Raw genomic sequence first — 25,943 nt, forward strand, 5'->3', positions numbered from 1 at the left:
CGGCGATGGAGCATGGCGGGGCTGCGGCGGCGGGCTGGGCGCTGGCGCTCCAGCAATCGGCGCTGGGCGCCTTCGTGCGCGATTCCCTCTGGATCTATCCCGCCGCCAACCTTGTCCATCTGCTCGGGCTGACGCTGCTGATCGGGCCGATCATCGTGCTCGACCTGCGCCTGCTCGGCGTCGGGCGCGGCATCGTCTCCGCGGCAGCCGCCTCGCGCCTGCTGACGCCGTTCGCGCTCGCGGGCATCGTCCTGCTGCTGCCGAGCGGCGTGCTGCTGTTCGCGGCCGATGCCGCCTCGCTGGCGTCGAGCCCGCTGTTCCAGATCAAGCTGGCGCTGGTCGGGCTGGCGCTGTTCAACGCGCTGGCCTTCCGGCGGGCGTGGAACGGGCGGCTTGCGGACTGGGACCGCGATCCGCCGCTGGCGGGGCGATGGCAGGCCGGCTGCTCGATCGGGCTCTGGCTGGCGGCGGGCTTCTGCGGCCGGATGATCGCCTATCTCTGAGCGCGGCCGTCTCCCCGCGCGCCCCGCCGCGTCGCCGGTTGCGGGCGTTCACTCGTCATAGGCGAGATAGCGCACGATGCGCCACGCGCCGTCGGGCTGGCGGCGGAACACGTCGAGGCCGCGATCGGTGGAGACGATGTCCGGTTTTCCGGGCTGCGCGATGGTCAGGGTCCAGACCAGCCGGACGATGGCGATATCGCCCTCGACGATCACCTCGCGGATGTCGGCCGCGTAGCGCATCCGGCGCTCCGGATCGGCCGTCGCCCGCTTCAGCTGGGCGCACATCTCCGCATAGCCGCGCTCGGGCGCGCCGCGATAGTCGAAACGCAGCTCCGGCGCGAACAGCGTGCAGGCCTCGGCGCCGCGGCCGGCGTTGAAGTTCTCCGCCCAGCGCGCCAGCGCCTCGCGGATCGCCTGTTCGTCGGAGGCCGCCGCGGGGCCGGCGCCGAGCAGGATGCCGAGAGCGGCGAGCCCGGCGAGGGCCATGCCGCGAAGGGTAAGCGGATGCGCGGCCGTCCGCCCCCCGGTCGGTTCGCGCCGGCGAGGCCGCACAGGGTCTGCCTCCGAACGGGGTGCCCGCGGCGGTTCCGGTCTGGCGCGTCCGGCGGGTCGCTCAGTCATGCGAGACCTCCTGCGATAGCGGGGTCGGGTGGCCCGATACGTGGCCCGGCGCCGGCGCATCGGCGCTGGCCTATCCCCGAGGCTCGCGGGCCCGCGCCGCGAGCGCACCGGCTCCGGCCGGGGGCGCGGTACCGGCGGACGGCCCAGCATAGCCGAACGCCGCTCATGAAAAAGGGCCCGCGCGGGGCCCTTTTCCGTATCGTCCGGCCGTGCCGTCCGTCAGTCGAAGCGACCGGCGGCGTGGGCGAGCAGCGTGTAGACCTTGCCGGTATCGGAGGTCAGGTAGGTCTTGGTCAGCGCCTGGCCGCGCTCGTCGCGCGAGACCTGGTCGAGCAGGCGCTCGAACTCGGCGATGTAGCGGTCCACCGTCTCGCGGAATTCCGCGTCGCGGCGGTACTTGCGCCGGATCTCCTCGAAGGTCTGCTGACCCTGCATGGTGTAGAGCCGGCGGGTGAAGACGTTGCGCTCGCCGCGCTTGTAGCGCGCCCAGAGCTCCACCGCCGCCTCATGGTCGATCATGCGGGCGATGTCCACCGAGAGCGAGTCGAGCGACTCGATCGTGTGGTGCACCGGCCGTTCCGGCTGGCGGGCATTCGCCGCCGGGGCCGGGGAGGGCGCCTCGTTCCGCGCCGGGGCGGGGGCGGGGCGCTGCGGCGCGGCCGGGGTTTCCGGGGCCTCGCCCGAGGCGCGGGCGAGGAGCTCGGAGAGCCAGCCGCCACGCCCGTCCGCGTCGTCGGTCGGGGTCGGGGCCGGCGCCGCGGTGTGCGCGGCGGCGCGGCGGGCGAAGGGATCGGGCTGCGCGGGCGGCTGCGGCGCCGGGGCCGGCGGCTGCGTGCGGGCGGTCTCGCGCGGGGCCGTCTCACGCGGAGAGGGCTCGCGCGGGGCGGGCTCGCGGGCCGCCGGCGCCTCGCGCGGCGGGAAGGGCTCGACCCGCGGCAGGGGCGATTCCGAGCGGGGCGCGCTCTCCGCCCGCGACGGGGTCTCCGCGCGCAGGTAGGAGGGGCGCGGCGCGAGATGGGCGGCGGGCGCGTCCGGGCCGTGGAAGGGCGCGGGCGGGCCGTAGGAGGTCGCCGCGCGGCCGCGCGGGGCGCTCTCCACCACGTCGAGCGAGCGGCCCTGGCGGGCGACGATCTCGTTGAGCTCGGCGAGCGCCTTGATCTGCTCGGCGACGGCGCGGCGCATATTGGCGGCGCTGGCCTCCGTCTCGGTGGGCAGTTCGAGCACGCCGCGCTTCAGCTCCTGGCGCGTCGTCTCCAGCATGCGCTGGACATCGGCGGCCGAGGACTTGAACTCGCGCGCCACCTCGGCAAAGCCCTGGCTGGCCTGGCCCATCAGCGACTTCACCTCGCCGATCGCCTTCTCATAGGTGGTCTGCAGCGCGGCGGTGGTGCGCTGGCGCTCGCTTTCGGCGGTGGAGCGCACCTGCTCCTGCTGGCTGGCGATCGCGGCGGTGGAACGGCTCGCCGATTCGGCGACCACCTGGGCGATCTCCTGCGCCCGCTTCTCGGCATCCTGCAGGGTCGACTGCAGCACGCTGGTGAAGCGGTTGAGGCGGTTGTCCAGTTCGCCGGCCTTGAGGGCGAGGGCGTCCGACAGCTCGACGATGGCGCCGCGGCGCTCGCCGAGGGTGCGGTCGATCTGGCCGTGGGTGTCGCGCAGCGCGGTGGCGACGCCGGAGATGACGCCGGCCTGCTCGGTGAAGCGCTGGGTGAGCTGGGCGACATCCTGCAGCACGTCGGTGGAGACGGTGCGCAGTTCGCCGATCTGCGCGCCCATCCGGTCCGAGGTGAGGCGGGTGGCGTCCTCGACATTGGCCACGGTGGAGCGGAACAGGTCGAGCCGCTCGGTGATGGCGCCCTCGATGGAGGCGAGGTTGCCGACCGCGCCGGAGAGCACGTTCTGCATCAGGCCGTTCAGCTCGCCGAGGCGCTGGAGCACGGCGGTGATGTCGCCCTTCACCATCTCGTTGGTGGCGGCGATCTCGGAGATGGCGGCGCGGCCGCTTTCGCTGATCGCCTGCACCACGCCGGCGCCGCGGCCGTCGAGCGCGGCGATGAGGTCGTCGCCGGCCCGCAGGATCTGCGCCGAGGTGGTGTCGGTCGACTGGCGCAGCGTGTCGACGAGGCGGGTGGTGCGCAGCTCGATCGCCGAGACCAGATCGTCGCTGGTGCGGGTGATCTCGCCGGTCGCCTCGCCCGCCGTGCGCTGCACGGCGGCCAGCAGGTGGCCGGTATGGGTGTCGAGATGCTCGGCGAGCTGCTCGCTGATGCGGGCGATCTCGCCGCCGGCGCCGGCGGTGCTCTGCTGGATCGACTCGATCAGGCGGTTGGAGCGCGCCTCGAGGTCGCCGAGCAGGTTCTGGCCGCTGCGCGCGACCGCGCCGGTGAAGTCGCCGGTGGTCTGCTGCAGCGTCGAGACGAGGGTGCCGGTGCGCTGGTCGAGGTCGCCGACGAGGCCCTCGCCGATGCGGCCGAGTTCTTCGGAGAGGCCGCCGGCCACCTGGCGGAGATTGCCGACCAGCGCGGTGGCGCGCCCGTCGATCTCGCCGGCGAGGCTCTGGGTGAGCGTCGCGACATTGCCGGAGAAGGCGCCGACGGTGCGCTCCAGATTGGCGAGCAGGCTGCCGGTGCGCCCGTCGATGTCGGTGACGAGGTTCTGGCTGACCCGGCCGAAATCGCCGGAGAACTCGCCGGCGGTCTGCTGCAGGCCGGTGATCAGCGTGCCGGCATGGGCGTCGATGTCGGCGACGACGCCGGAGCCGATGCGGGCGAGTTCGCCCGACAGGTCGCCGGCGGTCTGCTGCAGGCCGGTCAGAAGGCCGGTGCTGCGGTTGTCGAGATCGGTGACGAGGCCGCGGCTGATGCGGTCGAACTCGCCGGTGAAGGCGCCGGTGGTGCGCTCGAGGCTGCCGAGCAGGGTGGTCGAGCGCGCCTCGATGTCGGCGGAGACGCCCTGGCCGATGCGGCCGAACTCCCCGGCGAAGGCGCCGACGGTGTTCTGCAGCCCGGTGAGCAGGCTCGCGGCGCGGCCGTCGATCTCGCCGGCGAGGCCCTGGCCGATGCGGCCGACCTCGCTGGAGAGCGTGCCCGCGGTGGTCTGCAGGTTGGCGATGAGGCCGGCGGCACGGTCGTCGATGTCGGTGACGAGGCCCTGGCTGACGCGGCCGAGCTCGTCCGAGAAGCCTTCCGTGGTCTGGCGCAGATTGGCCAGCAGGTTGCCGGCGCGGGCGTCGATGTCGGCGATGAAGCCCTGGCTGACGCGGCCGAAGTCGCCGGTCAGGTCGCCCGCGGTCTGCTGCAGGGCGCCGATCAGGTTGCCGGCGCGGCTGTCGATCTCGGCGACGAGGGTGTCGCTGACGCGGGCGAAGTCGCCGCTGAAGGCGCCGGTGGTCCGCTCAAGGCTGGTCAGCAGGTTGCTGGTGCGGGCGTCGAGCGCGCCGACCAGGCTGTCGCCGACGCGGCCGACCTCGCCGGCGAGGTCGCCGGTGGTCTGCTGGACCGCGTTCAGCAGGGCGCCGGTGCGGGTCTCGAAGCCGAGCAGGGCGTCGTCGTTGATGCGGGCGATGGCGCCGGTGACGTCGCCGCTGGCGCGCTGCAGGTCGGTGACGAGCTGCACGGCGCGCGATTCGAGGCTGGCGACGAGATCCTGGTTGATCCGCGCCACCTGGCCGGTGGTGTCGAGCGCCGACTGCTGGAAGGCGCCGACCAGCGCGCCGGTGCGGGTCTCGAGGTTGACCAGCACGTTCTCGCTGGCGCGGGTGATGTCCTCGGCCGCCACCTCGACCGTGCGCTGCACGGCGGTGACGAGGCCGCCGGTGCGGTCGGACAGGCTGTCGAGCAGCGTGTCGCCGAGCCGGATGATCTCGCCGGCGCTGGCGCCGGTGCGCTCCTGGAACGCCTCGAGGATGACGGCGGTGCGGCCCTCGATGGTGTCGAGCAGCTCGTTGCTGAGCCGCATCATGTCGCGGGTGCGGTTGCCGGTGGTGTTCTCGAAGGTCTGCAGGATGCTGCCGGAGCGGGTTTCCAGCGCGTGCAGCAGCTGGTCGCCGGCGCGGGTGATGTCGTCGACGGCGGAGCCGCGCGTCGCCTCGATCGCCTGCACGAAGTTGCTGCGGTGGGTGTCGAGGGCGGCGATGGCGTCGCTCGAGGAGCGGGCGATCTCGGCGGAGAGGATGCCGCCGCGCTCGCCGAGGGCGGCGAGGAAGCCGTTGCCCTGGGTGTCGACGATGTCGGCGATCTCGCGGGTGCGGGCCTCGAAGATGGTCGAGACCTCGCCGGCGCGCTCGACCAGCGTGCGGGCGACGGAGTCGGCGAGGGCGTGGAGCGAGCGCTCCACCATGCCGGCTTCGCTGCGCATCTGGTCGGTGACCGCCTCGATGCGGGTGGTGAGCTGCTCGGCGACGCCGGCGCCGCGCTTCTCGACGGTCTCGGCGACCGTCTCCAGACGGCCGACCACGAGCTCCTCGAAGCGGCCGATGCGGGTGTCGAGCGTGCCGGCCACTTCCTGGGCGCGGGCGCCGAGCGTGCGGTCGGCGCTCTCCATGCGCTCGGTGAGCGCCTGCGTGACGGTGCGGGCGCGTTCCTCGAAGAAGCCGTCGAGGGCGCCGAGCGAGCGGTCCATGGTCTCGGTGGCGAGCTTGGAGCCGTCGGCGACGGCGCGGGCAAACTCGATGGTGCGGCTCGCCAGCGTTTCGTTGAGGCTGTGGGCGCGGCGGTCGAGCGCCTCCTCGATGGCGGCGATGCGCTCGTCGAGGGTGGAGCCGAGATTGCCGACGCGGGTGTCCAGCGTGCCGCCGAGATGGGCGACGCGGCTGTCGAGCGCCTGCTCGACGCCGGAGAGGCGCTCGTCGAGGGCGGCGGCGACTTCGGCGCTGCGGGCCGAGACGCGCTCGTCGAAGCCGACGAGGTTCAGCTCGATGCTGCGGGTGAGCTCGTCGACGCGGTCGCGGATCTGGGTCAGCAGGGTCGAGCCCTGGCCCTTCACGGTCTCGTCGAAGCTGCGCAGGCCGTCATTGATCTGGCGGCCCAGCACGCCGGCATCGCGGCCGAGGCGGTCGGCGAGTTCGCCGCCGCGCACCGAGATGGTCTCCTCGAAGGCGCGCAGCCGTGCGGCGAGCGTCTCCTTGACGGCGTCGCCCTTGGTGCCGAGCGTGTTGATGAGGGTTTCGGCGCTGACGCGGAATTCCTCGGTCGCCTTGGTGCCGCGCAGGCTGATGTTCTCGGTGACCTCCTCGCCGATCTGCGACATCTGCAGGCCGATCTGGTCGCCGCGGGCGCCGAGTTCGGCGGTCCAGCGCTCGGCCACCTGGCTGAGCTGGTCGGCGACGCCGGCGCCGGCGCTGGAGAGCTGGTCGGTGACGCGCTGGCCGGTGTCGGCGATCAGGCGCTCCAGCTCGACGCCGCGCACGGCGACGGTGTCGTAGATGCGGTTGCCGGTGTCGGCGATGCGGTCGGCGAGGTCGCCGCCGCGCACGGTGATGGTCTCGGCGACGCGGGTGCCGGTCTCCTCGAGCTTGCGCACCACCTCGCCGCCGCGCTGCGACAGGTCGAGCACCAGCGAATCGCCCGTGCTCTTGAGGGTGTGGTTCATCTCGTTGGCGCGCACCGCGATCTCGTCGGCGAGGCGGGTGCCGGTGTCGACCAGGGCGTTGGTGATCTCGTCCGAGCGCGAGGACAGCGTCTCGGTGAGGGTGAGGGTGGTGGCGGTGAGCTTGGCGCCCATCTCGTCGGTGCGGCGGGTGACGACGTCGGCCAGTTCGCTGGCGGTGCGCAGCAGGCTGTCGCCGATCTCGTCGGTGCGCGCGCCGAGCGTCTCGGAGAGCGTGGTGGTGGCGTTGGACAGGCGCGAGCTGATCTCGTCGGTCTGCACGGTCAGCGTGCTGATCAGGTTCTCGCTGGCGCCGGTGAGGTTCTCGTTCACCTCGGTGCCGGTGGCCTGCAGGCGGGTGATCAGGTCGGCGCCCTTGGTGGTCAGCGCGTCGATGATGGTGTCGCCGACGCTGCCGAGCGCGAGGGTGACTTCCTCGCCCTTCTCGGACAGATTCCGGGTGGCGCGGTCGGCCGCCTCGATCACCGTGGAATCAATGCGGTCGGCGACTTCCTTCACTTCCTGCGAGAAGGCGAGGCGGGCGCCGCTGATCACTTCGCGCATGCGGTCGGCATGCTGGAGGATGGTCTCGCGCTCGGCGTGCAGCTCCTCGACGAGGGCGCGGATGCGCAATTCGTTCTCGTCATAGGCGCGTTCGAGGATGGAGACCTCGCTGCGCACCATGGTCTCGAGTTCGCTGGCGCGCGAGATGGTGCGCTCGACGCCGTCGCCCATAGCGGCGACCTCGCGGCGCACGGCCTGGCCGATGGTGACGATGGAATCGGTGGAGGCGGCCTCGGGCTCGGCGAGGCGGATGGCCACATGCGCCATGGAGCGGGCGACGAGGCGCATCTCCTGGGTGCGGCTCACCATCACCGCGAGCACGAAGAAGAAGATCGGCGGCACGGCGAGGCCGGCGACGATGAGCAGCAGGCCGGGCGTGGCGAGCGCGCCGCCCGCCTCGATCTCGGCGCCGCGGAACTGGGTGGCGGCCAGAAGGCCACCGATCACCAGCCAGACCAGCGAGGCGGCGGTGGCGGCGATATAGGGCGCGGGCGAGGGGCGGCGCTGGAGCGCGGCGAGAAGCTGGCCGATGGTCTGGCGGTCGTCATTGGCGGCGCGGCGCACCGGCGGGCCGTGCTCGGGCTCGCGGTGGGCAGCGGCGGGCCGGCGCTCGGCGCGCGGGGCCGGGCGGGTCTCGGCCGCCGGCGGGGCGGGCGCGGGTGCCGGAGCGGCCGGCGGCAAAGCGGGCTCGTCGACGAAGGCGAAGTCGTCGTCGAGCGGCTCGTCGTCCGCCGTCTCCTCAAGGTCATCGGTGCGGTCGACGAAGCCGTCCTCGGGCCGGGCGCGGATCTCGATGCGCGGAGCCCGGGGCTCCTGCGCGGGCGGGAGATCGAACGCATCATCCGGCAGGCCCCCCGGCTGTCGGGGGTCGCCCGTCGATCCGAGGCTCAACGCCTCCTGGATCGCCGACAGGGCGGCCTCGGTGGGGTCCTGCTGCACTTTCTTGGTCGTCGTCGACATCGGCCGTCGCCTCCGGTCCGTACGCTACTCCGATCGGCTCACGCCGTCGGGCCGGGGTTTGCGGAAGCCCGACAATCCAGCTAGGGGTGCTCCCCGAAAAGAAGAGTCACATCAGAGGATTGGGATATCTGCCGGCCCACCGCATCTCTATCCTACCCTCGCGCGGTTTCAAAATGGAACCGGCCATTCGTAAACGTCTGTCGATATCGTTAACGAGCCATCAACCATGTCCCGAAAGGACACGTTAACCATTGATTTTGCTCAGGTGGTGCTCGGGTGTGCCGATCCGGGGGCGCCGGTGACGCTGGACCGTTCGCAACTGGAACGTTCGACCGGTGGCGATGTGCAGCTTTCGCGCGAGGTCCTCGGCATCTTCCTGGCCCACGCCGACCGGGTAGTCGGCGAGATGGGCACCGCCCGGACGGCGGACGATGCCCGGATCGCCGTGCACGGCCTCAGGGGGGCGGCGCTGGCGGTGGGAGCGGTCGAGGTGGCCTGCACCGCGGCGGCGCTCGAGAGCGCGCTGGCGGGCGGCACGGCCGATGCGCGGCTCGCCGCCGATTTCACCGCGGCGGTGGCGGCGGCGAAGAGCGCCATGGCCGCCTGGCTCGCCGAGCCGTGGTGAGCGGTGCTGGCCTTCCCCGGCCGGCCGGTCTATCAAGACGGCATCCCCGCCATTTCAAGACACGTTCCCCATGCCCAAGATCACCTATATCGACGCTTCCGGCACCTCGCGCGTGGTCGAGGCGCAGATCGGCGCGACCGTCATGGAGACGGCGATCCGCAACGGCGTTCCCGGAATCGATGCCGAATGCGGCGGCGCCTGCGCCTGCGCGACCTGCCACGTCTATGTCGACCCCGGCTGGACCGATGCGGTCGGCACGCCCGGCCCGATGGAAGAGGACATGCTCGACTTCGCCAGCGAGGTGAAGCCGAACTCGCGGCTGTCCTGCCAGATCAAGGTGACGGCGGCGCTCGACGGGCTGGTCGTGCGCACGCCCGCGCATCAGGGCTGATCGGACCGCACCGATCGTCCCGATCGGCCCGAAATCGGTCTCATCGTCCACCTGACTGCACTGACTGGTCACTGGTTTCGGCACGTGTCACCACGCCCGCCGCGACCTCCTTCAGGGCGGGCGGCGGCAGGGCCGCGAAGGGCAGGGGCCGGGTCACCTCGATCGCCGCGAGCCCGAGCCGGGCGGTGAGCAGGCCGTTCACCACCCCCTCGCCGAGCCGGGCGGAGAGCTTGGCGGCGATGCCCTGGCCGACGAACTGCTGCAGTATGGTGTCGCCCGCGGCCATGCCGCCGGTCACCGCGAGATGCGCAACCGTCTGGCGGAACAGGCGAAACATGCCGAGCGCGCCCGGCCGGCCGCCATAGAGCACGGCGAGCTGGCGCACCATGGTCACGGCGCTGACGAGCACGAAGATCAGGTCCACCGCCGCGCGCGGGCTGACGGCGGTCACCACCGAGACGCGCCGTGCCGCGTTGGCGACGATGCGGGTCGCCTCGGCGTCGAGCGGTGCCATCAGGTGGCGCTCGGTCAGGCGCACGAGGTCGGCGCCGTCGATGATCGCGTCGAGATGGCCCGAGAGTTCCGCACGGGCGCGATAGAGCCGCGGCGATGTCTTTGAAATCGCAAGAAGTTCACGCGTCACCTCGTCGGCGGCGCGGCGGTCGTCGCGGGCGATGGCCTCGGCGGCCTTCTCGCGCAGCTTGTTCAGCGCATTGAGCCGGGCCAGCCCGAACAGCTCCCGCCCGACTATCGCCAGAGCGGCGATGCCGAGCGCGGCGGCGAAACCGACCGCGGTCCAGCCGAGCCAGTCGTTGCGCGCGAACAGGTCCTCGATCAGCCGCCAGACCGCGAGCCCCGTCGCCATGCTGACGAGGCCGCCGAGGCCGGTCCAGAATAGCGCGCCCCAGCGCGAGGTCCGCGGCGGTGGCGCCGGCAGCACGATCTCCTGCCCCGGATCGGTGCCGGCGGGGGCTTCCGTGACCACCACCGCGCCGCGCGGGGCGCTCTGTCCGGGTTCGGCCAGCACCACGTCGGGATCGTCGAGGCGGAAGGCCTGCGGGCGGCGGGAACGCTCGGTCATGTCACCTCAGTCGGTCGCCGAGCAGGAACTGCAGGGCGCGGTCGAGCCGGATATGGGGAAGCGGGAGCGGATTGCCATCGGCGTCGCGCCCCACCAGCGGCGGCCGGAAGCGCAGGAAGCGGAAGTCGCCGCCCTGGGCATCGGCCAAACCCTTGAAACCCTTGGCCGGATCGAACAGGGCGCCGGGGTCCTCGGGCAGGTCCCCGGGGAAGACGGCGGCCTCGGCGAGCCCGTCGAACGCGCTCTCCTGGCCTTCTTCGGGTACGCCGATGATGGCCGGCAGGTTGAACCGCCCGCGCTTCACGCTCGCCTCGCGCGTCGCCCGGACGGCGGCGAGGGCGACGACGTCGATCGCCGCGCCGGTGCCTTCCGCTCGCCCGACGGCACGCTCGACGAGGCGCCGCAGGATCGCCTCCAGCCGGTCGTGGCTGGTGTGGTGGAGATGGTCGGCCTTGGTGGCGGCGAACAGCACCTTGTCGATGCGGTGCCGGAACAGCGCCGTCAGCCACGAGTTCCGCCCGGTGCGGAAGGCGGCGAGGATGCCGTCGAGCGCGGCTTCGAGGTCGGCCAGGGCCGCCGGACCGGCATTGAGCGCGGCGAGAGCGTCGATCAGCACGATCTGCCGGTCGAGACGGGCGAAATGATCGCGGAAGAAGGGCCGGACGATGCGATCCTTATAGGCCTCGTAGCGCCGCTCCATCATGGCGTGCAGCGACCCCGCGGGGGCCGGCGCCCCGTCCGGCAGGTCGAGCGGGGCGAAGGTGAGCGCGGGCGAGCCCTCGAGGTCGCCCGGCAGCAGGAAACGGCCCGGCGGCAGCAGGCTCATCGCCACCTGCTCGGACCGGCAGGCGGCGAGATACTCGGTGAAGAGACCGGCGAGCCGCCGCGCATCGCTCTCCTCGGCGGGCGCGGCCGGGTCGATCTCGGCGAGCGCCGCGAGGAAGGGCGCCGCCAGCGCCCGGCGGGCGGGCGCGCGGGCGAGATTCAGGCTCTCGGCCGCGAAGATTGCGAAGCTCTTCTCCAGCAGCGGCAGGTCGAGCAGCCATTCGCCGGGGTAATCGACGATGTCGAGCGTGAGGGTGCGGTGGCCGCCGCGGGCCGGGGCGTAGTCGATGGCGAGGCGTAACTCGCTGATGCGGCGCGTCGATTCCGGCCAGCGCCGATCATCGGTCAGCGTGCGCAGGTGGCCTTCGTAGTCGAAGCGCGGCACCGCGTCGTCCGGCTGCGGTTCGAGCGAGGCGCGGGCGATGCGCCCCTCGTTCATCGCCTCGAACACCGGCAGCCGTCCGCCGCGGGACAGGGCGTGCACGAGCGCCGTGGTGAAGACCGTCTTGCCGGCGCGCGACAGGCCGGTGATACCGAGGCGCAGCGTCGGCGCGGCGATGTCCTCCGCCCGGTCGATCACTGTGCGGGCGGCCAGACGCGCCTCGTCGATCAGCTCCGCATACCAGGCAGCGTCGAGCCAGGAGGCCATGCGCGCTCAGTCCTCCGCCGAGCCGAGCGATTTCGGGGTCACGAACCGGTCGAGCCGGCCGGTATGCCGTCTCGCGTCGGACCAGTCGTCGACCGGCAGCTCGATCACCGCAAGGCCGGAGGTCGGGAACTTGTGCGCGAGCCGCTTCAGCGCTGGCTCGGCGCCATAGTCCACGATGCTGGCGGCGAGCTGTTCGAGACCGGGGTTATGACCGACGATCAGCAGCGAGCGGACCGCTGCCGGCGTGGTGCGGATCACCGCCAGGATGTCGTCCTCATGGGCTTCGTACAGCGCCGGCACGAATTCGGCCTCGACGGTCACGGGAAGCGCCGGCTGTATGAGCTCCCAGGTCTGGACGGTGCGTTTCGCCGGGGAGACCAGCACGCGGTCCGGGATCAGCGCGGCACGGGCCAGATAATCGCCCATCAGCGGCGCCGCCAGCCGGCCTCTCGCGGCGAGCGGCCGGTCCTCGTCGGCCACCCCCGGCGGCCAGTCGGACTTGGCGTGACGCAGAAGCAGCAGGCGACGCATGGCAATATCCATCGGGAGAGGTTTGGCGGTGGCCGCCGGAGGCGTGTCACGGTTCACATATGGTCGAGGCCGGCTCGGTGTGCGAGAGGCGCTGCCGGGAAAGTGGCAGGATGGCGCGGGAAAGCGTTGATTTGGCTGCGCAAGACGGGCGAGACTTGATCTCCCGGGCTCCGTCAGGGGAAGTGTGATGAGTGCTGCCGAGCCGGCGCCCGCCGGACAGCCGACGTTATATGAGGCCCGTCTCGGCCGCATGCCGCCCCGCCGGGTGCAGGGGCAGGATATCGATTGCGACGTTCTGGTGATCGGCGGCGGCTTCGCCGGGCTGTGGGCGGCCCATGCTCTGCTGGCGCGCGGTCACGATGTGGTGGTGGTCGAGAGCGGGCGGATCGGCGCGGGGGCCTCGGGCCGCAATGCCGGCTTCGTCGGGCCGGGCTATGCGGAGCGCCCGGAGCGGATCGTCCGGCGGGTCGGCCTCGCCGATGCCCGGGAGTTGTGGCGCCTTTCGGCGGAGGGGGGCGAGATCGTCCGCCGGCTGTTGCCGCAGGTGCCCGACGCGCAGGCGATTGGCGGCCGGCTGACGGTGCGCCGCACCGATCATCTGGAGGCGACACGCCGGCGGGCGGCCTGGCTGCAGGAGGCCTTCGACGTGCGCGTGGACGTTCTCAGGACGCGGCAGGTGCGCGCCAGCCTGCGCTCGCCGCTCTATTTCCAGGGGCTCTATTATCCCGATGCCTTCCATCTCGACCCGCTGGCCTTGCTGCACGGGCTCGCGGCGCAGGTCGAAGCGGCGGGCGGGCGCATCTTCGAGGGGACGGAGGCCCGGTCGGCCGATCTGGCGGGCTTGCGCAAGCATGTGACGACGACCGGCGGGCGGATCCGCGCGGAGCATGTCGTCCTCGCCGGTGGCGTATCCGTCGGCGCGATCCTGCCCGAGGTCTCGCGTTCCATCATGCCGGTCACCACCTTCATCGGCGTCACGGAACCGCTGGGGACGCAGCTCGACGAGGCGATCGGATTCCGCGGGGCCGTCGCCGATACGCGGCGGGCCGGCAATTATTTCCGCCGGATCGACGACAGGCTGCTGTGGGGGGCCGGCTTTGCCATCGGGACGGTGTCGCCCGGCGACATGGGCGAACGCCTCGCCCGCGATCTCGGCCGGGTTTTTCCTTCGCTCGCCGGGGCCCGGATGGACTACGCCTGGGCCGGAACCATGGCCTATGCCGTGCACCGTATGCCGCAGATCGGACCGTTGCTGCCGGGCGTCTGGATTGCCGGCGCGATCGGCGGCCACGGCCTCAACACCGCGGCGATAGCGGGCGAACTGGTGGCCGCCGGCATCGGCGAGGGCGACGATCGCTGGAAGCTTTTCGCCCCGTTCGGCGTCGTGCCGGCCGGGGGCGCTGCGGGCCGCGTGGCGGCGCGGATGACGATGGCGGTACAGGGGTGGCGCGAGCGGATGCTGGAGGCGCGCTCACGCGAGCGAGCGGCGCGGATGTGACTTTTCCGCAACCAATCGCAACGTAATGTGGGGTAAGAAGTGTTCGGCTCGGTGCAGGGTGACGAGATGAATCTGGTTGGGTTGGCGTGCGTTTGTCTTCTTTCGGGCCTTACGGCCCTGCCGTTTGCCGCCAACGCCGCGGATTTCGGGACCGCCGTGACCGCCGATGCCCCGCCGAGCCGTGAGTGGACGCTGACGGTCGGCGGTTATGTCATGTCGCGGCCGGAGTTTCTGGGCTCCGCGGACAATGACTGGGGCTTCATGCCGCTGATCTCCATCACGCGCGCCGACCGCCTCAGCCGTTTCACCAGCTTCAACGACAGCCCGAGCATCGCCCTGTATGATTCCGGCACGTTCGAGGCGGGCGTCGCGGCCAACATGGTGTGGAAGCGCGAGCGCAGCGACAATTGGGTGGCGCTGCAGGGCCTCAGGAATATCGATTACGCCTACGAACTGGGCGGCTACGCGCAGGTCTTCCCGGTGGACTGGCTGCGGGTTCGCGGCGAAGTGTTCTACGGTTTCGGCGGTTATGAAGGGGTGTTCGCCAATTTTGCCGCCGACGCGATCGCCTTCACGGATTTCTGGGGCGGCATGACGTTTTCGGCCGGCCCCCGGCTTGAGCTCGCCAGCTCCGGTTTCGTGGACACCTATTACGGTATCACGGTTGGCGAATCGATCGCGACCGGTGGCGAACTCGCACCTTACGACGCCAAGGGCGGTCTCTACTCGGTCGGCCTCGGCGGCCAGATCCAGAAGAATTTCGGCAACGGCTTCAATGCCTCGATCTTCGGCGAGTACCGCTATCTGCTCGGCGACGCGCAGGACAGCCCGCTTGTCGTTCAGCGCGGCGATCCGAATCAGTTCACCGCCGGCGTTTCGCTGTCCTACACCTTCTTCCTCGGGTTCGAGTGAGCCTGCCTTTCGCCATTCAATCCTGACGGGCCAACGGCCATCCGGTGACGGGTGGCCGTTGTCGTTTCCGGAGGCCTTGTCCCGGCCCAGCCAGGCGAGGCGAGCGGCCTTTTGCACGCAAAGGTGAGCCCGGTTGCCCGCCTCTTTCCCACAACATGCTGAAAAATCCGGCATTTTGTGGCGGGGAGATGACATTCAGAACAGTTGTACGAGTGATTTCGCGAGGCTATAAGCAGGCCCCGAAGAGGGGATACCCCCGAAGGACGAGGACGTAGCCGATGTCGGTCGAGATCGACGAGGAGTATCGCCCCCGCGAGGACGAACCCTTCATGAACGAGCGGCAGCGGGAATATTTCCGCCAGAAGCTGCTCCGCTGGAAGGACGACATCCTGCGCGAGGCAAAGGAAACGCTTCAGCATCTTCAGGACGAGAATCAGAACCACCCCGATCTGGCGGACCGGGCCTCCTCCGAAACCGACCGCGCGATCGAGCTGCGGGCGCGGGACCGGCAGCGCAAGCTGATCGCCAAGATCGAGGCGGCGATCGACCGTATCGACGATGGCAGCTACGGCTATTGCGAGGAGACCGGCGAGCCGATCGCTCTGAAGCGGCTGGAAGCCCGGCCGATCGCGACGCTGTCGATCGAGGCGCAGGAGCGGCACGAGCGACGCGAACGGGTCTACCGCGACGATTGACGAACTGTCGGGCCGCTGCGAAGCGGCCCGATTGCTTTTGGCTCCCGTTCCCGTGCCCAGAGCGTCCTCGAGCGAATCGGGTCGCTGTTCCCGTAACGAAAACGGGTCGGACAATGGAACTCGAGCCTTTCCGGTGAACCGGTGTTTGCCGCAAAGGCTTTAGCGGCTTGAGTCGTCGCGCTCCGCCTTGCCGCGACTCAGCGCGCCGGGGCGCGGCCGAGCAGGTCCGCCATTTCGGCCTCGAGATTCGGCAGGACCGATTCGTCCGCCGACCGCTCGCTCGGCCCGGCTGGCGGGCTTGCAGACGACGATGCCGGCAACGCTTCCGTTGCCCGGCCGGTCGGCTCGATCGGGGGCGGGGAGGCGGTTGGCTTCGAGGCTCCCGCACGTGCGGAAGAGGGCTCGGGGACGACATCCGGCACCGACGAAAGTGGCCGCCGCAGCGATTCCTCGATGAGCCCTGCCATGCCCGCGAATTCGGGGTCGACCTTGACCGCGATGCGTGGCTCGGGAACGGCGTCGGGCGCCGGTGTCGCCCGCGCCGGATCTATGGCGCGCAGTTCGGGTGCGGTCGGGGCTCCTGCCACCGGCGTATTGCGGGCGATGGCGGGTGCCGCCACCGTATCCTGCGGCTCCAGCCGCACCGCGGGCGCCGGGGTGGCATGGGCCGCTCCCGATGGCGCAGCCGCTGCGCGACCGGCCAGGCCGGCGAAAAGTCGGCCGACGCCGCGGGGGGAAGGCGTCGTCGTGGCCGCCGCTGCGAGCGGAGCCGGCGGTGACGGAGCGAGAGCCGCGCGCGTGGCGCCGGCCCGTTCCTGTTCGAGATCCCGCCTCACGCGCTCGGGGTCGGGCGCTGCAACCCGCTCGCGGGCCACCACGTCGAGCGATGGCGCCGCGGCGAGAACGGGTGCCGCGGCGGCCGGAGCCGGCGTCCCGGCGCGCGCGGCCTGAGCGGGTCGGGTATCGGTCCGCTCCGGCATCGGAACGGTGGGTGCCGCGACCGCGGGATAGCCGATGCGGCTCTCCACCACGACCGGGCTGGCACCGCCGATGATCAGCAGATGCTCGACATCGTCGCGTCGGATCAGAACGAGCCGCTGACGTTCGTCGATCGCCACCTGGTCGAGCACGGCGAGCCGTCTTTCGTTTCCATGCCGCCCGCCGGGCTGGGAGTGGGAGCGTCGCCGCGCGGTGAGACGCAACAGGCTGATCACGCCGACCAGGACGACGAGGCCCAACAGCGCCTTGAGACCCCAATCCCAGGTGAGGAAGGCGAAAACGGAATCCGGCATCGAAGGCCTCCCGGTCCAGATCGCGGGCCACTCCGCGCAAGCGCGGGACAGGTCACCGCCCGTCTATTTGGCGCGGCGGCCGGCGGCCGGCAAGCCCGCGGCGCGACGTCCAACCGTACAACCTTCGCTTCCGCGTGGGGGAAGGCTTGGGGAAGCACTTGCCGCGCGGCTCGCGCTCGGGCACCAAGGTAGGCAGGACGCACTGACTCGCGCCACGCGCGCGGCGCATCGCCGTCGCTCGGGCGGGCGTGGAAGGGCGGCGATCGACGGGGGCGGCAGGCTTCGGGCATGGGAATGGCGGAGACGAGACCCGAGGAACCCGCGGTTGATCGCGCCGAGGCGGGCGGCAGCATCCGCCTCGTGCTGGTGGTTGCGCTGGCGCTGGTCGGGGCCGTGCTCTCGCTGCTCCTGCTCGGCCGCGACAACGCCGATCCCTGGATCATCGGCCTGCTCACGGTTCTCGCCGTGGCGGGCGTTTTCGCGTTGTTCGCCGGCGCGGCCGGGCTCTTGCGGTTCGGTGTGCCCGATACGCGCGACGAACTTGCCCGGCGGATCGCCGACACCGCGCTCGACGGCGTCACCGTCGTCGACGGTCTCGGGCGCGTGCTCTACGCCAATGCACGCTATCGGGAGATCACCCGCGCAGACGGAGCCGACGATGTCCGGCCCGTCGAGCGCCTGTTCACCAGCGATCCCGATGCCTCCGAGGCGGTCTACCGGCTGGCGCAGGGCGTGCGCGAGGGGCGGGCGCTCACCGAGGAGGTGCGGGTGCCGGCGACGGGGGGCGATCCCGCTCGCTGGCTCCGGCTGGGAGCGCGCCCGGCCGCAGGGACCGGCCGGCTCGCCAAGGCGACGATCTGGACGGTGAGCGATCTCACCCGGGAGCGGGAGCGGCAGGAGAACGCCTTCCTCGAGCTCCAGCATGCGATCGACTATCTCGACCACGCGCCCGCAGGCTTCTTCTCGGTCGGGCCGGGCGGGGTGATTCACTACATCAACGCGACGCTGGTCGGCTGGCTCGGCTATGATCTCGCCGAATTCGGACCCGGCGGCATGACCATTGGCGAACTGGTTCCGGGTCCTTCCGCCGCCCTGCTCACCGGTCTGACGCCGGCGCCGGGCAGCGTGCGCACCGAGGTGGTCGATCTCGATCTCAAGCGCAAGAACGGTCAGAACCTGCCGGTGCGCCTATGGCATCGCGTGGCCTTCGCCTCGGACGGGACGCCCGGTGCCTCGCGGACGCTGGTGGTCAACCGGTCGGGCGAGGGCAGCAAGGCCGATCCGCTGCGCGCCGCGGAAGTGCGCTTCGCCCGTTTCTTCCACAATTCGCCCATCGCGATCGCCACCGTGGATGCGAAAGGCCGGGCGGTGCAATCGAACGCGATGTTCGCGCGGCTGTTCGGCACGGGGGAAGGCGACCAGCCGCGGCGCATCCTCGACCTCATCGCCGAGCCGGCGCGCGGCACGCTTGAGGCGGCGCTGTCCGCCACGCTCGGCGGCAAGGCGCTGACCGGATCGGTCGAGGTGACGCTGGCCCGGGACACGTCCCGGTCGGCCCGATTCTATGTCGCTCCGGCCGAGGATGGCGAGGCGGCGGGGGGCGAGGCGGCGATCCTCTACGCCATCGAGACCACCGACCAGAGGGCGCTCGAGGCGCAGTTCACCCAGTCCCAGAAGATGCAGGCCGTGGGGCAACTGGCCGGCGGCGTGGCGCACGACTTCAACAATGTGCTGACCGCCATCATCGGCTATTCGGATCTGTTGCTCGCCAACAGCCGGCCGACCGACCCGTCCTTCCAGGACGTCATGCAGATCAAGCAGAACGCCAATCGCGCCGCCGGGCTGGTGCGGCAACTGCTCGCCTTCTCCCGGCGCCAGACGATGCGCCCGCAGGTGCTGAAGCTCGGCGACGTGATGAGCGACCTGTCGATGCTGCTGCGTCGCCTGCTCGGCGAGACGATCAAGCTGGAGCTGAAGGAGGGGCGCGATCTCTGGCCGGTGAAGGCCGATCTCAACCAGTTCGAGCAGGTCGTCGTCAATCTCGCGGTCAATGCCCGCGATGCCATGCCGGATGGCGGCACTCTTACCATCCGCCTTGCGAATGTGACGGCGGGCGAGGCCGACCGCTATGCCGATTCGGGGCTGCCGCCCGCCGACCACGTCCTGATCGAGGTACAGGATACCGGGACCGGGATTCCGCCCGACATTATCGACAAGATCTTCGAGCCGTTCTTCTCCACCAAGGAGGTCGGCAAGGGCACCGGTCTCGGGCTTTCGACGGTCTACGGCATCGTCAAGCAAACCGGCGGCACGCTTCAGGTGGAGAGCCAGCCGGGGACGGGCACGCTGTTCCGCGTGTTCCTGCCCCGCCATGCCGCCGAGCCGGAGGAGGCGCCGGTGAAGGCGCCGGAGGCGCCGACCAAGCCCGCCGACATGACCGGGCGCGGCACGGTGCTTCTGGTCGAGGACGAGGAGGCGGTGCGGGCCTTTGCCGCCCGGGCGCTCGCCTCGCGCGGCTACCAGGTGCTGGAGGCCGGCTCGGGCGTCGAGGCGCTGGAGGTGATGGCCGAGCGGGGCGCGGAGGTGGAACTCGTCGTCTCGGACGTGGTGATGCCGGAGATGGACGGCCCCTCGCTGCTCAAGGAGCTGCGGGCCGCCAACCCGGACATCAAGGTCATCTTCATGTCCGGTTATGCCGAGGAGGCGTTTGCCCGCAACCTTCCCGAAGGGGCCGCCTTCGGGTTCCTGCCCAAGCCGTTCACGCTGAAGCAGCTTATCGGCGCGGTGAAGGAAGCGTTCGGGCGCGAGGGGTGACGCTGCGACCGTCGCGGATGTCGCTCGCTCGGTGCTTGCCTTGATCGTCCACCCTGCGTCAGATTGACCGGGATGGTGTCCGGGGCGTCTTCAACCCGCCCTCCAGGGATTTCGCATGACCGCCATGATTGACGCCCATTTCGCCAGCCTCACCGCTGATCGCGACGCCCGTGCCGGTGAGCGGGTCGCGGACCTCTTCCAGGCCGACGGTGACCGGTTCGCGCGTTTCTCGGCGCGGCTGGACGATTTGCTGCTCGATTTTTCCAAGTGCTCGCTGACCACCGCCACGCTGTCGCGTCTGAGCGACCTCGCCCGCGCGGCACAGGTCGAGGCCAAGCGGGACGCTATGTTTGCCGGCATCCATATCAACAGCACGGAAGACCGCGCCGTCCTGCACACCGCGCTGCGTGCTGGCGACGATGCCGCTATCGGCCCCGACGGGCAGAACGTGTCGGCCGATGTCGCGGCGGTTCTGGCAGCGCTCGGCGCCTTCGCCGACGGTGTCCGTTCCGGCACGATCGCGACTGCGTCCGGGACGCGCTTCACCGATGTCGTCAATATCGGCATCGGCGGCTCGGACCTCGGTCCCGCCATGGCGACGCTGGCGCTGGCGCCCTATCATGACGGGCCGCGGCTGCATTTCGTCTCGAATGTCGACGGTGCCCATCTCCACGACACGCTCGGGTGGCTCGATCCGGCCACGACGCTGTTCATCGTAGCGTCCAAGACCTTCACGACGCAGGAGACGATGGCGAACGCCGCCTCGGCGCGAGCCTGGCTGGTGGCCGGCCTCAGTGAGGCGGCGGTGGGTGCGCATTTCGCGGCCGTTTCGACGGCACTCGACCGGGTCGCCGCCTTCGGCATCGCCGCCGATCGCGTCTTCGGCTTCTGGGACTGGGTCGGCGGCCGCTATTCGGTGTGGTCGGCGGTCGGGCTGCCGCTGATGATCGCCATCGGTCCGGCGAACTTCGGGCGCTTTCTGGAAGGCGCCCGGGTTATGGACCGCCATTTCCGAGAGGCGCCGCTGGAGCGGAACCTGCCGATCCTGCTGGGCCTCGTCGGCATCTGGCACCGCGACGTCTGCGGGTACCCGACCCGCGCCATCATTCCCTATGACCAGCATCTCTCACGCCTGCCGGCTTATCTCCAGCAACTCGACATGGAGAGCAACGGCAAGAGCGTGACCCGCGAGGGCAAGCCGGTCGGGCGTCCGACCGGCCCGGTCGTCTGGGGCGAGCCGGGCACGAACGGCCAGCACGCCTTCTTCCAGCTGCTCCACCAAGGCACCGATCCGGTTCCAGTGGAGTTCCTCATAGCCGCCCGCGGACATGAGGCGGGCTTCCTGCCGGGGTTCGAGCGTCACCAGTCCATGCTGATCGCCAATTGCCTCGCCCAGTCGGAGGCGCTGATGCGCGGTCGTACCCGCGAGCAGGCGAGGGCTCAGCTCCTTGCCAAGGGCATGTCTGCGGCCGATGCCGACCGGCTGGCGCCACACCGGGTCTTTCCCGGCAACCGCCCATCGGTAACGATCGCCTACGACATCCTCGACCCGTTTACGCTTGGCCGGATCATCGCGCTGTACGAGCACCGCGTCTTCGTTGAGGGGGCGATCTGGGACATCAACAGCTTCGACCAGTGGGGCGTCGAACTGGGCAAGGAACTTGCCGATACTCTGCTGCCGGCGGTCGAAAGCGGCATACCCTCGCCCGGCCTCAGCGGTTCCGCGGCAGGGCTCCTGCATCATCTGCTCTCCGATACCCCGGGACATCCATGATCCGCACCATTGCAACGACGCCGTTCGAGGGACAGAAGCCCGGCACGTCGGGCCTGCGCAAGAAGGTCCCGGTCTTCCAGCAGCCGCACTATGTCGAGAACTTCGTGCAGTCGGTGTTCGACGCGCTCGAGGATTTCGAGGGCGAGACGCTGGTGGTGGGGGGCGACGGACGCTTCTACAATCGCGAGGCGATCCAGAAAGTGATCAAGATGGCCGCCGCCGCCGGCTTCGGCCGGGTCATGGTGGGGCGGGGCGGTATTCTGTCCACACCCGCTGCGTCCTGCGTCATCCGCAAGCACGAGGCGTTCGGCGGAATCATCCTGTCCGCCAGCCACAATCCCGGCGGGCCACACGGCGATTTCGGCATCAAGTACAATATCGGGAATGGCGGCCCGGCGCCCGAGAAGATCACCGATGACGTGTTTGCCCGGACGAAGACGATCAGCGAATACCGGGTCGTCGATGCACCCGATGTGGATATCGACCGCGTGGGCATCAGCCGCATCGCCGACATGGTGGTCGATGTCATCGATCCGGTCGAGGACTACGCGGAGCTGATGGCGACGCTGTTCGACTTCGAGGCGATCCGCGCGTTGTTCGCGTCAGGTTTCGCCATGCGCTTCGATGCCATGAGCGCGGTCACGGGTCCCTATGCGAGGGCGATCCTCGAGGGCGAACTGGGCGCGCCGGCGGGCACGGTGATCAATGCCGAGCCGCTGCCGGATTTCGGCGGCCATCACCCGGATCCCAACCTCGTCCATGCCAAGGACCTGTTCGACCTGATGATGTCAACGGCGGCCCCGGATCTCGGCGCGGCGTCGGACGGCGATGGCGACCGCAACCTGATCATCGGGCGCGGGCAGTTCGTCACACCCTCCGATTCGCTGGCGATGATCGCCGCCAACATGCATCTCGCCCCGGGGTACAAGGGGGGCATCGCCGGTATCGCCCGCTCCATGCCGACCAGCGGGGCGGCGGACCGGGTGGCAGAGAAGCTCGGGGTCACCTGCTACGAGACACCGACGGGATGGAAGTTCTTCGGCAACCTGCTCGATGCCGGCCTTGCCACCGTCTGCGGCGAGGAGAGCGCCGGCACCGGCTCGAACCATGTGCGCGAGAAAGACGGGCTTTGGGCGGTGCTGATGTGGCTCAACATCATCGCCGCCCGCAAGCAATCCGTGCGCGACATCGTGCGCGGCCACTGGGCGGAATACGGCCGAAACTACTATACGCGGCACGATTACGAGGAGGTCGACGCCGCAGCGGCCGAGGCGCTGGTCGCCGACCTGCGCGCGCGGCTCGGCGAGCTGCCGGGCCAGGTTTTCGGAGGGCTCACGGTCGAGAGGGCCGACGACTTCGCCTATCATGACCCGGTCGACGGCTCGGTGACGACGAAGCAGGGGGTGCGTGTGTTCTTCACCAATGGCTCGCGCATCGTCTACCGGCTGTCGGGCACCGGCACGGCGGGCGCGACGCTGCGGGTCTACATCGAGCGCTTCGAGGGCGACTCTGCGCGGCACGACCAGGATCCGCAGTCGGCGCTGGCCGACCTGATCGAAGTGTCTCGTGCCCTGCCCGACATCGGGGGTCGTACCGGGCGTACCGCTCCCGACGTGATCACCTGAGCCGCACGAGGGCGTCAGCCGCCCTCGCCGTAGCGCAGCGAACTCGTCCAGACGATTTCGAGGCGGCGGAGCACGTTGTACGCGGTGGTGAGTTCCTGCAACTCCGCTGCATCCCGCACGTTCTGCCGGTGCACGCTGTCGTGGACAGCGCGGATCGCTTCGCACAGCTGATGAGCCTTGTCGGTGAGACGCAGGCGCGCCGAGCGGCGGTCGCGAAGGGAGGCGGCGCGGTCGACATAGCCTGAATCGACCAGCTGCTTCAGATTGTACGAGGCGTTGGAGCCGAGGTAGTGCCCCCGTTCGAGCAGGTCACGCACCGACAATTCATCATTGCCGATGGTGAAGAGCAGCATCACCTGCGAGGGGCTGATGTCGTCGGTGCCGAGCCGGGTGAGTTCGACCCGCAGCAGGTCCAGAAAGCGGCGATGCGCGCGCTCGATCACCCGTGCAATCTCAAGCTGGGTTACCGGCCCGCTTTCGGGCGCGGCGTCAGCGGCACGCAGCGGCACGGCGGAAGGCGATCCCCACCTGACTTCGCCCGAGCTGTCTGTGCTTTCCTCCGCTTCAGCCAGCTTTCGTGCCATACGCATGCATCCCCTCTTGAACTACTTCAGTTTTCGAACCAATCTTCGTCAATTCACGACGTCGCTGGTACTCTGTTGAGCTTCGCCGCATTATAAGCCGCCAAGCCGCGTCCGTATATTTCCGAATGCACCGCGAGAAGGCAACGGCAGCTGATCAAAGACGGTTTAGTCATGTGAGTTCCTTGGCTTTTTTGAGGCGCCTCGGAATTCATACACTTATCGGCAAGTTGCAACGTAAGCCAAGTATCGGGGCGATGCGCGAATCACTGGAGCATCGCGGCCGATTGTAGCTCGGCTTTCCGAGCGCCGCGGCTCAGCGCATGATTTACGTAACGTAATTTGGGAAATTGGCAGCGAGATGGGCGTCAGCTTGACGTCAGGTGCGACGCAACTGGTCGATAAGCGCCGTGACCGCCAAGGCGTAGCCCGCGGGGCCCATGCCGATGATGCATCCCGACACCACGGCCGAGAGTGGAGAAATGTGCCGGAAGGGCTCCCGGGTGAAAACGTTGCTCACATGCACCTGGATGGCCGGCTTGCCGAAGGCGGCAAGCGCGTCGCGAATGCTGATCGAGGTATAGGACAGGCTGCCAGCGTTGATGACGAGCCCGTCGGCGCCGGTGCGCGCCTCGTGGAGCCAGCCGACAAGGTCGCCTTCGTGATTCGATTGCCGGAAGACGATATCCGCCTCGCCGGAAGCGGCGCGGGCCCGGCATTGGGCTTCGATGTCTGCGAGCGTCAGCGGCCCATAGGCTCCGGAGGGGTCACGTCCGTACTGGTCGGTGTTGGCGCCGTTGAGAACGTCAATGCGCAACCGCCTTGCCGGCACGGTCAGCGACCCGAATCGGTCGCGCCGATCGCGGCGAGGGCGGCATAGGCCACCTCGACATCCTGCGCGCCGGTGCCGGAGCCGACCCCCACCGCGCCGACGCAGGTGCCCTCGACGAAGATCGGCAGGCCACCCTCCAGATTGGTCAGGCGCCCGCCGGCGGCGATGGCGAGCTTCACTTCCAGATCGGGGGCGAGGCGCCCGCTCGGGGCCCGATGGGACGCGGAGGTGATCGCCTTCGACAGCGATGTTTCGCGTGACAACAGCTTGGCGCCATCCATCCGCACATAGGCGAGGAGGTTGCCGCCTTCATCGACGATCGAGACGTTCTGCGGCACGCCGAGTTCCTCGGCCTTGGCGACGGCGCCCGCCAGAGCGCGGAGCGCGCCGGCATGGGTGAGCTTGAGGGCGGGGCGGGTCGTTGTGGTCATGCCTCACTCGTCCCCGGGAACGCCATAGGAGGGGGCGCTGGAAGGATCGAGCGCACGCGTCACATAGGCGTCCATCTGAGGGCGCCAGAGCCGCCAGAGCGCGGCGAGTTCGCCAATGGGATCGCCTTCGGTCCAGTCAATGCGAAGATCGGCCACCGGCCAGGCGACCTTGTCGACGATGAGCATCCCGATCGAATGCACCGGGCCCTCTTCGCCGCCGGCGTCCAGAGCCGCCTGCATCGCCGCCAGGATGCGATCGCCGAGATGGGCGTCGGGAGACGCCTGGAACGCCTTGACCATGCTGGCCGGCACGTCGGCGGACGCGAGCAGATTGCCGGCGGCGGCCACGTCCGGCGCCAGTTCCACGCCGTGCAGGCCGAGTGTGCGGGCGCCGGAATGCGCCGCCGCGCGCCCTTCGCGATCGACCAGCACGACCTGCCGATAGTCGAAATGCGAAGCCACGGCGCGCAGCCTTTCGAGCGCCTCGGATGCGGACAGCCCGCTGGCCATGAGATCGAGGCCGCGCGGGCCGAGCGTCGGGTCGGTGATGTTCTGCGTTGCCACCACCCCGACACCCGCGCGGGCATGCGCGCAACGCGCCGCCACCGCCGGGCTCGACGAGGAGACGGCGATGCCGAACAGGCCGGTTCGGGCGCAGCGCGCGGAGATCGAAAAGGTCACGCGGAAAACTCCGTAACGGGCAGAGGAGTCGTGTCAGGCCGGATCGGGAATGACGGCGGTCACCTCAATCTCGACCACCCATTCCGGACGGGCAAGGGCGGTCACAACGAGGCCGGTCGAGCAATAATGCACGCCCTTCAGCCAGCGGCCCATCTCCAGATAAACCGCCTCGCGGTAGCGGATATCGGTCAGATACACCGTGATCCGGCAGATATGGGCGAGCTCGCTCCCGGCCTCTTCCAGCAGCATCTTGACGTTGGCCATGGCGGCGGCGGTCTGGGCACCGGCATCGCCGACGTGGAGGCTCTCGCGGGAATCGAGGTCCTGCGCCACCTGTCCGCGCAGGAATACCAGCGTGCCACGCGCGACGACGCCCTGTGAAAGGTCATTGTCGAGCTTCTGCTCGGGATAGGTCTTCTTGGTGTTGAACGGGCGGAGGCGCTTGTGGATCATGAATGCAACGGTCCTTGCG

General features: G+C 70.0%; 20 protein-coding genes. 9 read left to right on the forward strand and 11 right to left on the reverse strand.

From position 1 onward, the window contains the following. Positions 1 to 5: 5 nt before the first annotated feature. Entirely contained in the window at positions 6 to 503 is a 498-nt protein-coding gene (locus ACEUEL_RS04900; RefSeq protein WP_405702733.1) for a DUF6644 family protein, read from the forward strand. A gap of 48 nt (positions 504 to 551) precedes the next feature. Here the strand turns inward: ACEUEL_RS04900 and ACEUEL_RS04905 are convergent, their stop codons facing one another. Together ACEUEL_RS04905 and ACEUEL_RS04910 are read right to left on the reverse strand one after the other, a co-directional pair. Continuing rightward, the gene (locus ACEUEL_RS04905; protein WP_405702735.1) at positions 552 to 989 is read right to left on the reverse strand and encodes a YybH family protein; all 438 of its coding nucleotides are present in this window, start codon (positions 987 to 989) and stop codon (positions 552 to 554) included. Positions 990 to 1,343: 354 nt separating this feature from the next. Then, complete coding sequence (locus ACEUEL_RS04910; RefSeq protein ID WP_405702737.1) at positions 1,344 to 8,234, reverse strand: apolipoprotein A-IV repeat region-like domain-containing protein; 6,891 nt, start codon at positions 8,232 to 8,234, stop codon at positions 1,344 to 1,346. A 226-nt stretch (positions 8,235 to 8,460) separates the two neighbouring features. Between ACEUEL_RS04910 and ACEUEL_RS04915 the strand changes: the two genes are divergently transcribed. Beyond that, complete coding sequence (locus ACEUEL_RS04915; RefSeq protein WP_405702740.1) at positions 8,461 to 8,859, forward strand: Hpt domain-containing protein; 399 nt, start codon at positions 8,461 to 8,463, stop codon at positions 8,857 to 8,859. 70 nt (positions 8,860 to 8,929) lie between these two features. Then, positions 8,930 to 9,250 (forward strand): 2Fe-2S iron-sulfur cluster-binding protein, encoded by a 321-nt coding sequence (locus ACEUEL_RS04920; RefSeq protein WP_405702742.1) that lies wholly within the window; start codon positions 8,930 to 8,932, stop codon positions 9,248 to 9,250. 40 nt (positions 9,251 to 9,290) lie between these two features. On the opposite strand, the gene ACEUEL_RS04925 is transcribed toward ACEUEL_RS04920, so the two are convergent. Genes ACEUEL_RS04925 through ACEUEL_RS04935 form a run of 3 tightly spaced genes read right to left on the reverse strand, consistent with a single transcriptional unit; the run spans position 9,291 to position 12,336 of the window. After that, positions 9,291 to 10,331 carry a YcjF family protein gene (locus ACEUEL_RS04925; RefSeq protein WP_405702744.1) on the reverse strand — a complete coding sequence of 347 codons (1,041 nt, stop codon included), beginning with the start codon at positions 10,329 to 10,331 and terminating at the stop codon, positions 9,291 to 9,293. 1 nt (position 10,332) lies between these two features. Beyond that, complete coding sequence (locus ACEUEL_RS04930) at positions 10,333 to 11,805, reverse strand: YcjX family GTP-binding protein (protein ID WP_405702746.1); 1,473 nt, start codon at positions 11,803 to 11,805, stop codon at positions 10,333 to 10,335. A 6-nt stretch (positions 11,806 to 11,811) separates the two neighbouring features. Next, positions 11,812 to 12,336, reverse strand: a complete 525-nt coding sequence (locus tag ACEUEL_RS04935) for a SixA phosphatase family protein (protein WP_405702747.1) — start codon at positions 12,334 to 12,336, stop codon at positions 11,812 to 11,814. A 187-nt stretch (positions 12,337 to 12,523) separates the two neighbouring features. On the opposite strand from ACEUEL_RS04935, the gene ACEUEL_RS04940 reads away from it, so the two are divergent. The 3 genes from ACEUEL_RS04940 (at position 12,524) to dksA (ending at position 15,441) form a co-directional block, all read left to right on the forward strand. Further along, positions 12,524 to 13,834, forward strand: coding sequence for an NAD(P)/FAD-dependent oxidoreductase (locus ACEUEL_RS04940; protein WP_405702753.1), 1,311 nt, complete (start codon positions 12,524 to 12,526; stop codon positions 13,832 to 13,834). Between the two features lie 39 nt (positions 13,835 to 13,873). Then, positions 13,874 to 14,746, forward strand: coding sequence for a MipA/OmpV family protein (locus tag ACEUEL_RS04945; RefSeq protein WP_405702754.1), 873 nt, complete (start codon positions 13,874 to 13,876; stop codon positions 14,744 to 14,746). 278 nt (positions 14,747 to 15,024) lie between these two features. Then, positions 15,025 to 15,441: an RNA polymerase-binding protein DksA gene (gene dksA / locus ACEUEL_RS04950; protein WP_405702756.1), complete on the forward strand. Its 417-nt coding sequence runs from the start codon at positions 15,025 to 15,027 to the stop codon at positions 15,439 to 15,441. Between the two features lie 197 nt (positions 15,442 to 15,638). Here the strand turns inward: dksA and ACEUEL_RS04955 are convergent, their stop codons facing one another. Continuing rightward, positions 15,639 to 16,733: a flagellar biosynthetic protein FliO gene (locus ACEUEL_RS04955; RefSeq protein ID WP_405702757.1), complete on the reverse strand. Its 1,095-nt coding sequence runs from the start codon at positions 16,731 to 16,733 to the stop codon at positions 15,639 to 15,641. A 288-nt stretch (positions 16,734 to 17,021) separates the two neighbouring features. On the opposite strand from ACEUEL_RS04955, the gene cckA reads away from it, so the two are divergent. The 3 genes from cckA (at position 17,022) to ACEUEL_RS04970 (ending at position 22,946) form a co-directional block, all read left to right on the forward strand. Beyond that, positions 17,022 to 19,547, forward strand: coding sequence for a cell cycle histidine kinase CckA (cckA, locus tag ACEUEL_RS04960; protein WP_405702760.1), 2,526 nt, complete (start codon positions 17,022 to 17,024; stop codon positions 19,545 to 19,547). A gap of 115 nt (positions 19,548 to 19,662) precedes the next feature. Then, positions 19,663 to 21,321, forward strand: a complete 1,659-nt coding sequence (pgi, locus tag ACEUEL_RS04965) for a glucose-6-phosphate isomerase (RefSeq protein WP_405702763.1) — start codon at positions 19,663 to 19,665, stop codon at positions 21,319 to 21,321. Then, entirely contained in the window at positions 21,318 to 22,946 is a 1,629-nt protein-coding gene (locus ACEUEL_RS04970; protein WP_405702766.1) for an alpha-D-glucose phosphate-specific phosphoglucomutase, read from the forward strand. Before pgi ends, ACEUEL_RS04970 begins: the two co-directional genes overlap by 4 nt. A 14-nt stretch (positions 22,947 to 22,960) precedes the next feature. Here ACEUEL_RS04970 and ACEUEL_RS04975 read toward each other — a convergent pair whose 3' ends face one another. The 5 genes from ACEUEL_RS04975 to ACEUEL_RS04995 form a co-directional block, all read right to left on the reverse strand. Continuing rightward, entirely contained in the window at positions 22,961 to 23,530 is a 570-nt protein-coding gene (locus ACEUEL_RS04975) for a MarR family winged helix-turn-helix transcriptional regulator (protein ID WP_405702768.1), read from the reverse strand. Positions 23,531 to 23,906: 376 nt separating this feature from the next. After that, positions 23,907 to 24,344, reverse strand: coding sequence for a type II 3-dehydroquinate dehydratase (locus tag ACEUEL_RS04980; protein ID WP_405702771.1), 438 nt, complete (start codon positions 24,342 to 24,344; stop codon positions 23,907 to 23,909). A 17-nt stretch (positions 24,345 to 24,361) separates the two neighbouring features. Continuing rightward, positions 24,362 to 24,790, reverse strand: coding sequence for a GlcG/HbpS family heme-binding protein (locus tag ACEUEL_RS04985; protein ID WP_405702773.1), 429 nt, complete (start codon positions 24,788 to 24,790; stop codon positions 24,362 to 24,364). A gap of 3 nt (positions 24,791 to 24,793) precedes the next feature. Next, a complete protein-coding gene (locus ACEUEL_RS04990; protein WP_405702776.1) occupies positions 24,794 to 25,471 on the reverse strand; it encodes a DUF1028 domain-containing protein in 678 nt (225 codons plus the stop codon). 33 nt (positions 25,472 to 25,504) lie between these two features. Next, entirely contained in the window at positions 25,505 to 25,924 is a 420-nt protein-coding gene (locus ACEUEL_RS04995) for a RidA family protein (RefSeq protein WP_405702778.1), read from the reverse strand. Between the last annotated feature and the right edge of the window lie 19 nt (positions 25,925 to 25,943).

Source organism: Ancylobacter terrae (assembly GCF_045108345.1).
In the GTDB taxonomy this organism is placed as follows: Bacteria; Pseudomonadota; Alphaproteobacteria; order Rhizobiales; family Xanthobacteraceae; genus Ancylobacter.

Bases quoted from the DNA above. Each gene is read 5' to 3' on its own strand.
- ACEUEL_RS04900 (WP_405702733.1), top strand. From the start codon at position 6: ATGGAGCATGGCGGGGCTGCGGCGGCGGGCTGGGCGCTGGCGCTCCAG.
- ACEUEL_RS04905 (WP_405702735.1), bottom strand. From the start codon at position 989: ATGGCCCTCGCCGGGCTCGCCGCTCTCGGCATCCTGCTCGGCGCCGGC.
- ACEUEL_RS04910 (WP_405702737.1), bottom strand. From the start codon at position 8,234: ATGTCGACGACGACCAAGAAAGTGCAGCAGGACCCCACCGAGGCCGCC.
- ACEUEL_RS04915 (WP_405702740.1), top strand. From the start codon at position 8,461: ATGTCCCGAAAGGACACGTTAACCATTGATTTTGCTCAGGTGGTGCTC.
- ACEUEL_RS04920 (WP_405702742.1), top strand. From the start codon at position 8,930: ATGCCCAAGATCACCTATATCGACGCTTCCGGCACCTCGCGCGTGGTC.
- ACEUEL_RS04925 (WP_405702744.1), bottom strand. From the start codon at position 10,331: ATGACCGAGCGTTCCCGCCGCCCGCAGGCCTTCCGCCTCGACGATCCC.
- ACEUEL_RS04930 (WP_405702746.1), bottom strand. From the start codon at position 11,805: ATGGCCTCCTGGCTCGACGCTGCCTGGTATGCGGAGCTGATCGACGAG.
- ACEUEL_RS04935 (WP_405702747.1), bottom strand. From the start codon at position 12,336: ATGCGTCGCCTGCTGCTTCTGCGTCACGCCAAGTCCGACTGGCCGCCG.
- ACEUEL_RS04940 (WP_405702753.1), top strand. From the start codon at position 12,524: ATGAGTGCTGCCGAGCCGGCGCCCGCCGGACAGCCGACGTTATATGAG.
- dksA (WP_405702756.1), top strand. From the start codon at position 15,025: ATGTCGGTCGAGATCGACGAGGAGTATCGCCCCCGCGAGGACGAACCC.
- ACEUEL_RS04955 (WP_405702757.1), bottom strand. From the start codon at position 16,733: ATGCCGGATTCCGTTTTCGCCTTCCTCACCTGGGATTGGGGTCTCAAG.
- cckA (WP_405702760.1), top strand. From the start codon at position 17,022: ATGGGAATGGCGGAGACGAGACCCGAGGAACCCGCGGTTGATCGCGCC.
- pgi (WP_405702763.1), top strand. From the start codon at position 19,663: ATGACCGCCATGATTGACGCCCATTTCGCCAGCCTCACCGCTGATCGC.
- ACEUEL_RS04970 (WP_405702766.1), top strand. From the start codon at position 21,318: ATGATCCGCACCATTGCAACGACGCCGTTCGAGGGACAGAAGCCCGGC.
- ACEUEL_RS04975 (WP_405702768.1), bottom strand. From the start codon at position 23,530: ATGGCACGAAAGCTGGCTGAAGCGGAGGAAAGCACAGACAGCTCGGGC.
- ACEUEL_RS04985 (WP_405702773.1), bottom strand. From the start codon at position 24,790: ATGACCACAACGACCCGCCCCGCCCTCAAGCTCACCCATGCCGGCGCG.
- ACEUEL_RS04995 (WP_405702778.1), bottom strand. From the start codon at position 25,924: ATGATCCACAAGCGCCTCCGCCCGTTCAACACCAAGAAGACCTATCCC.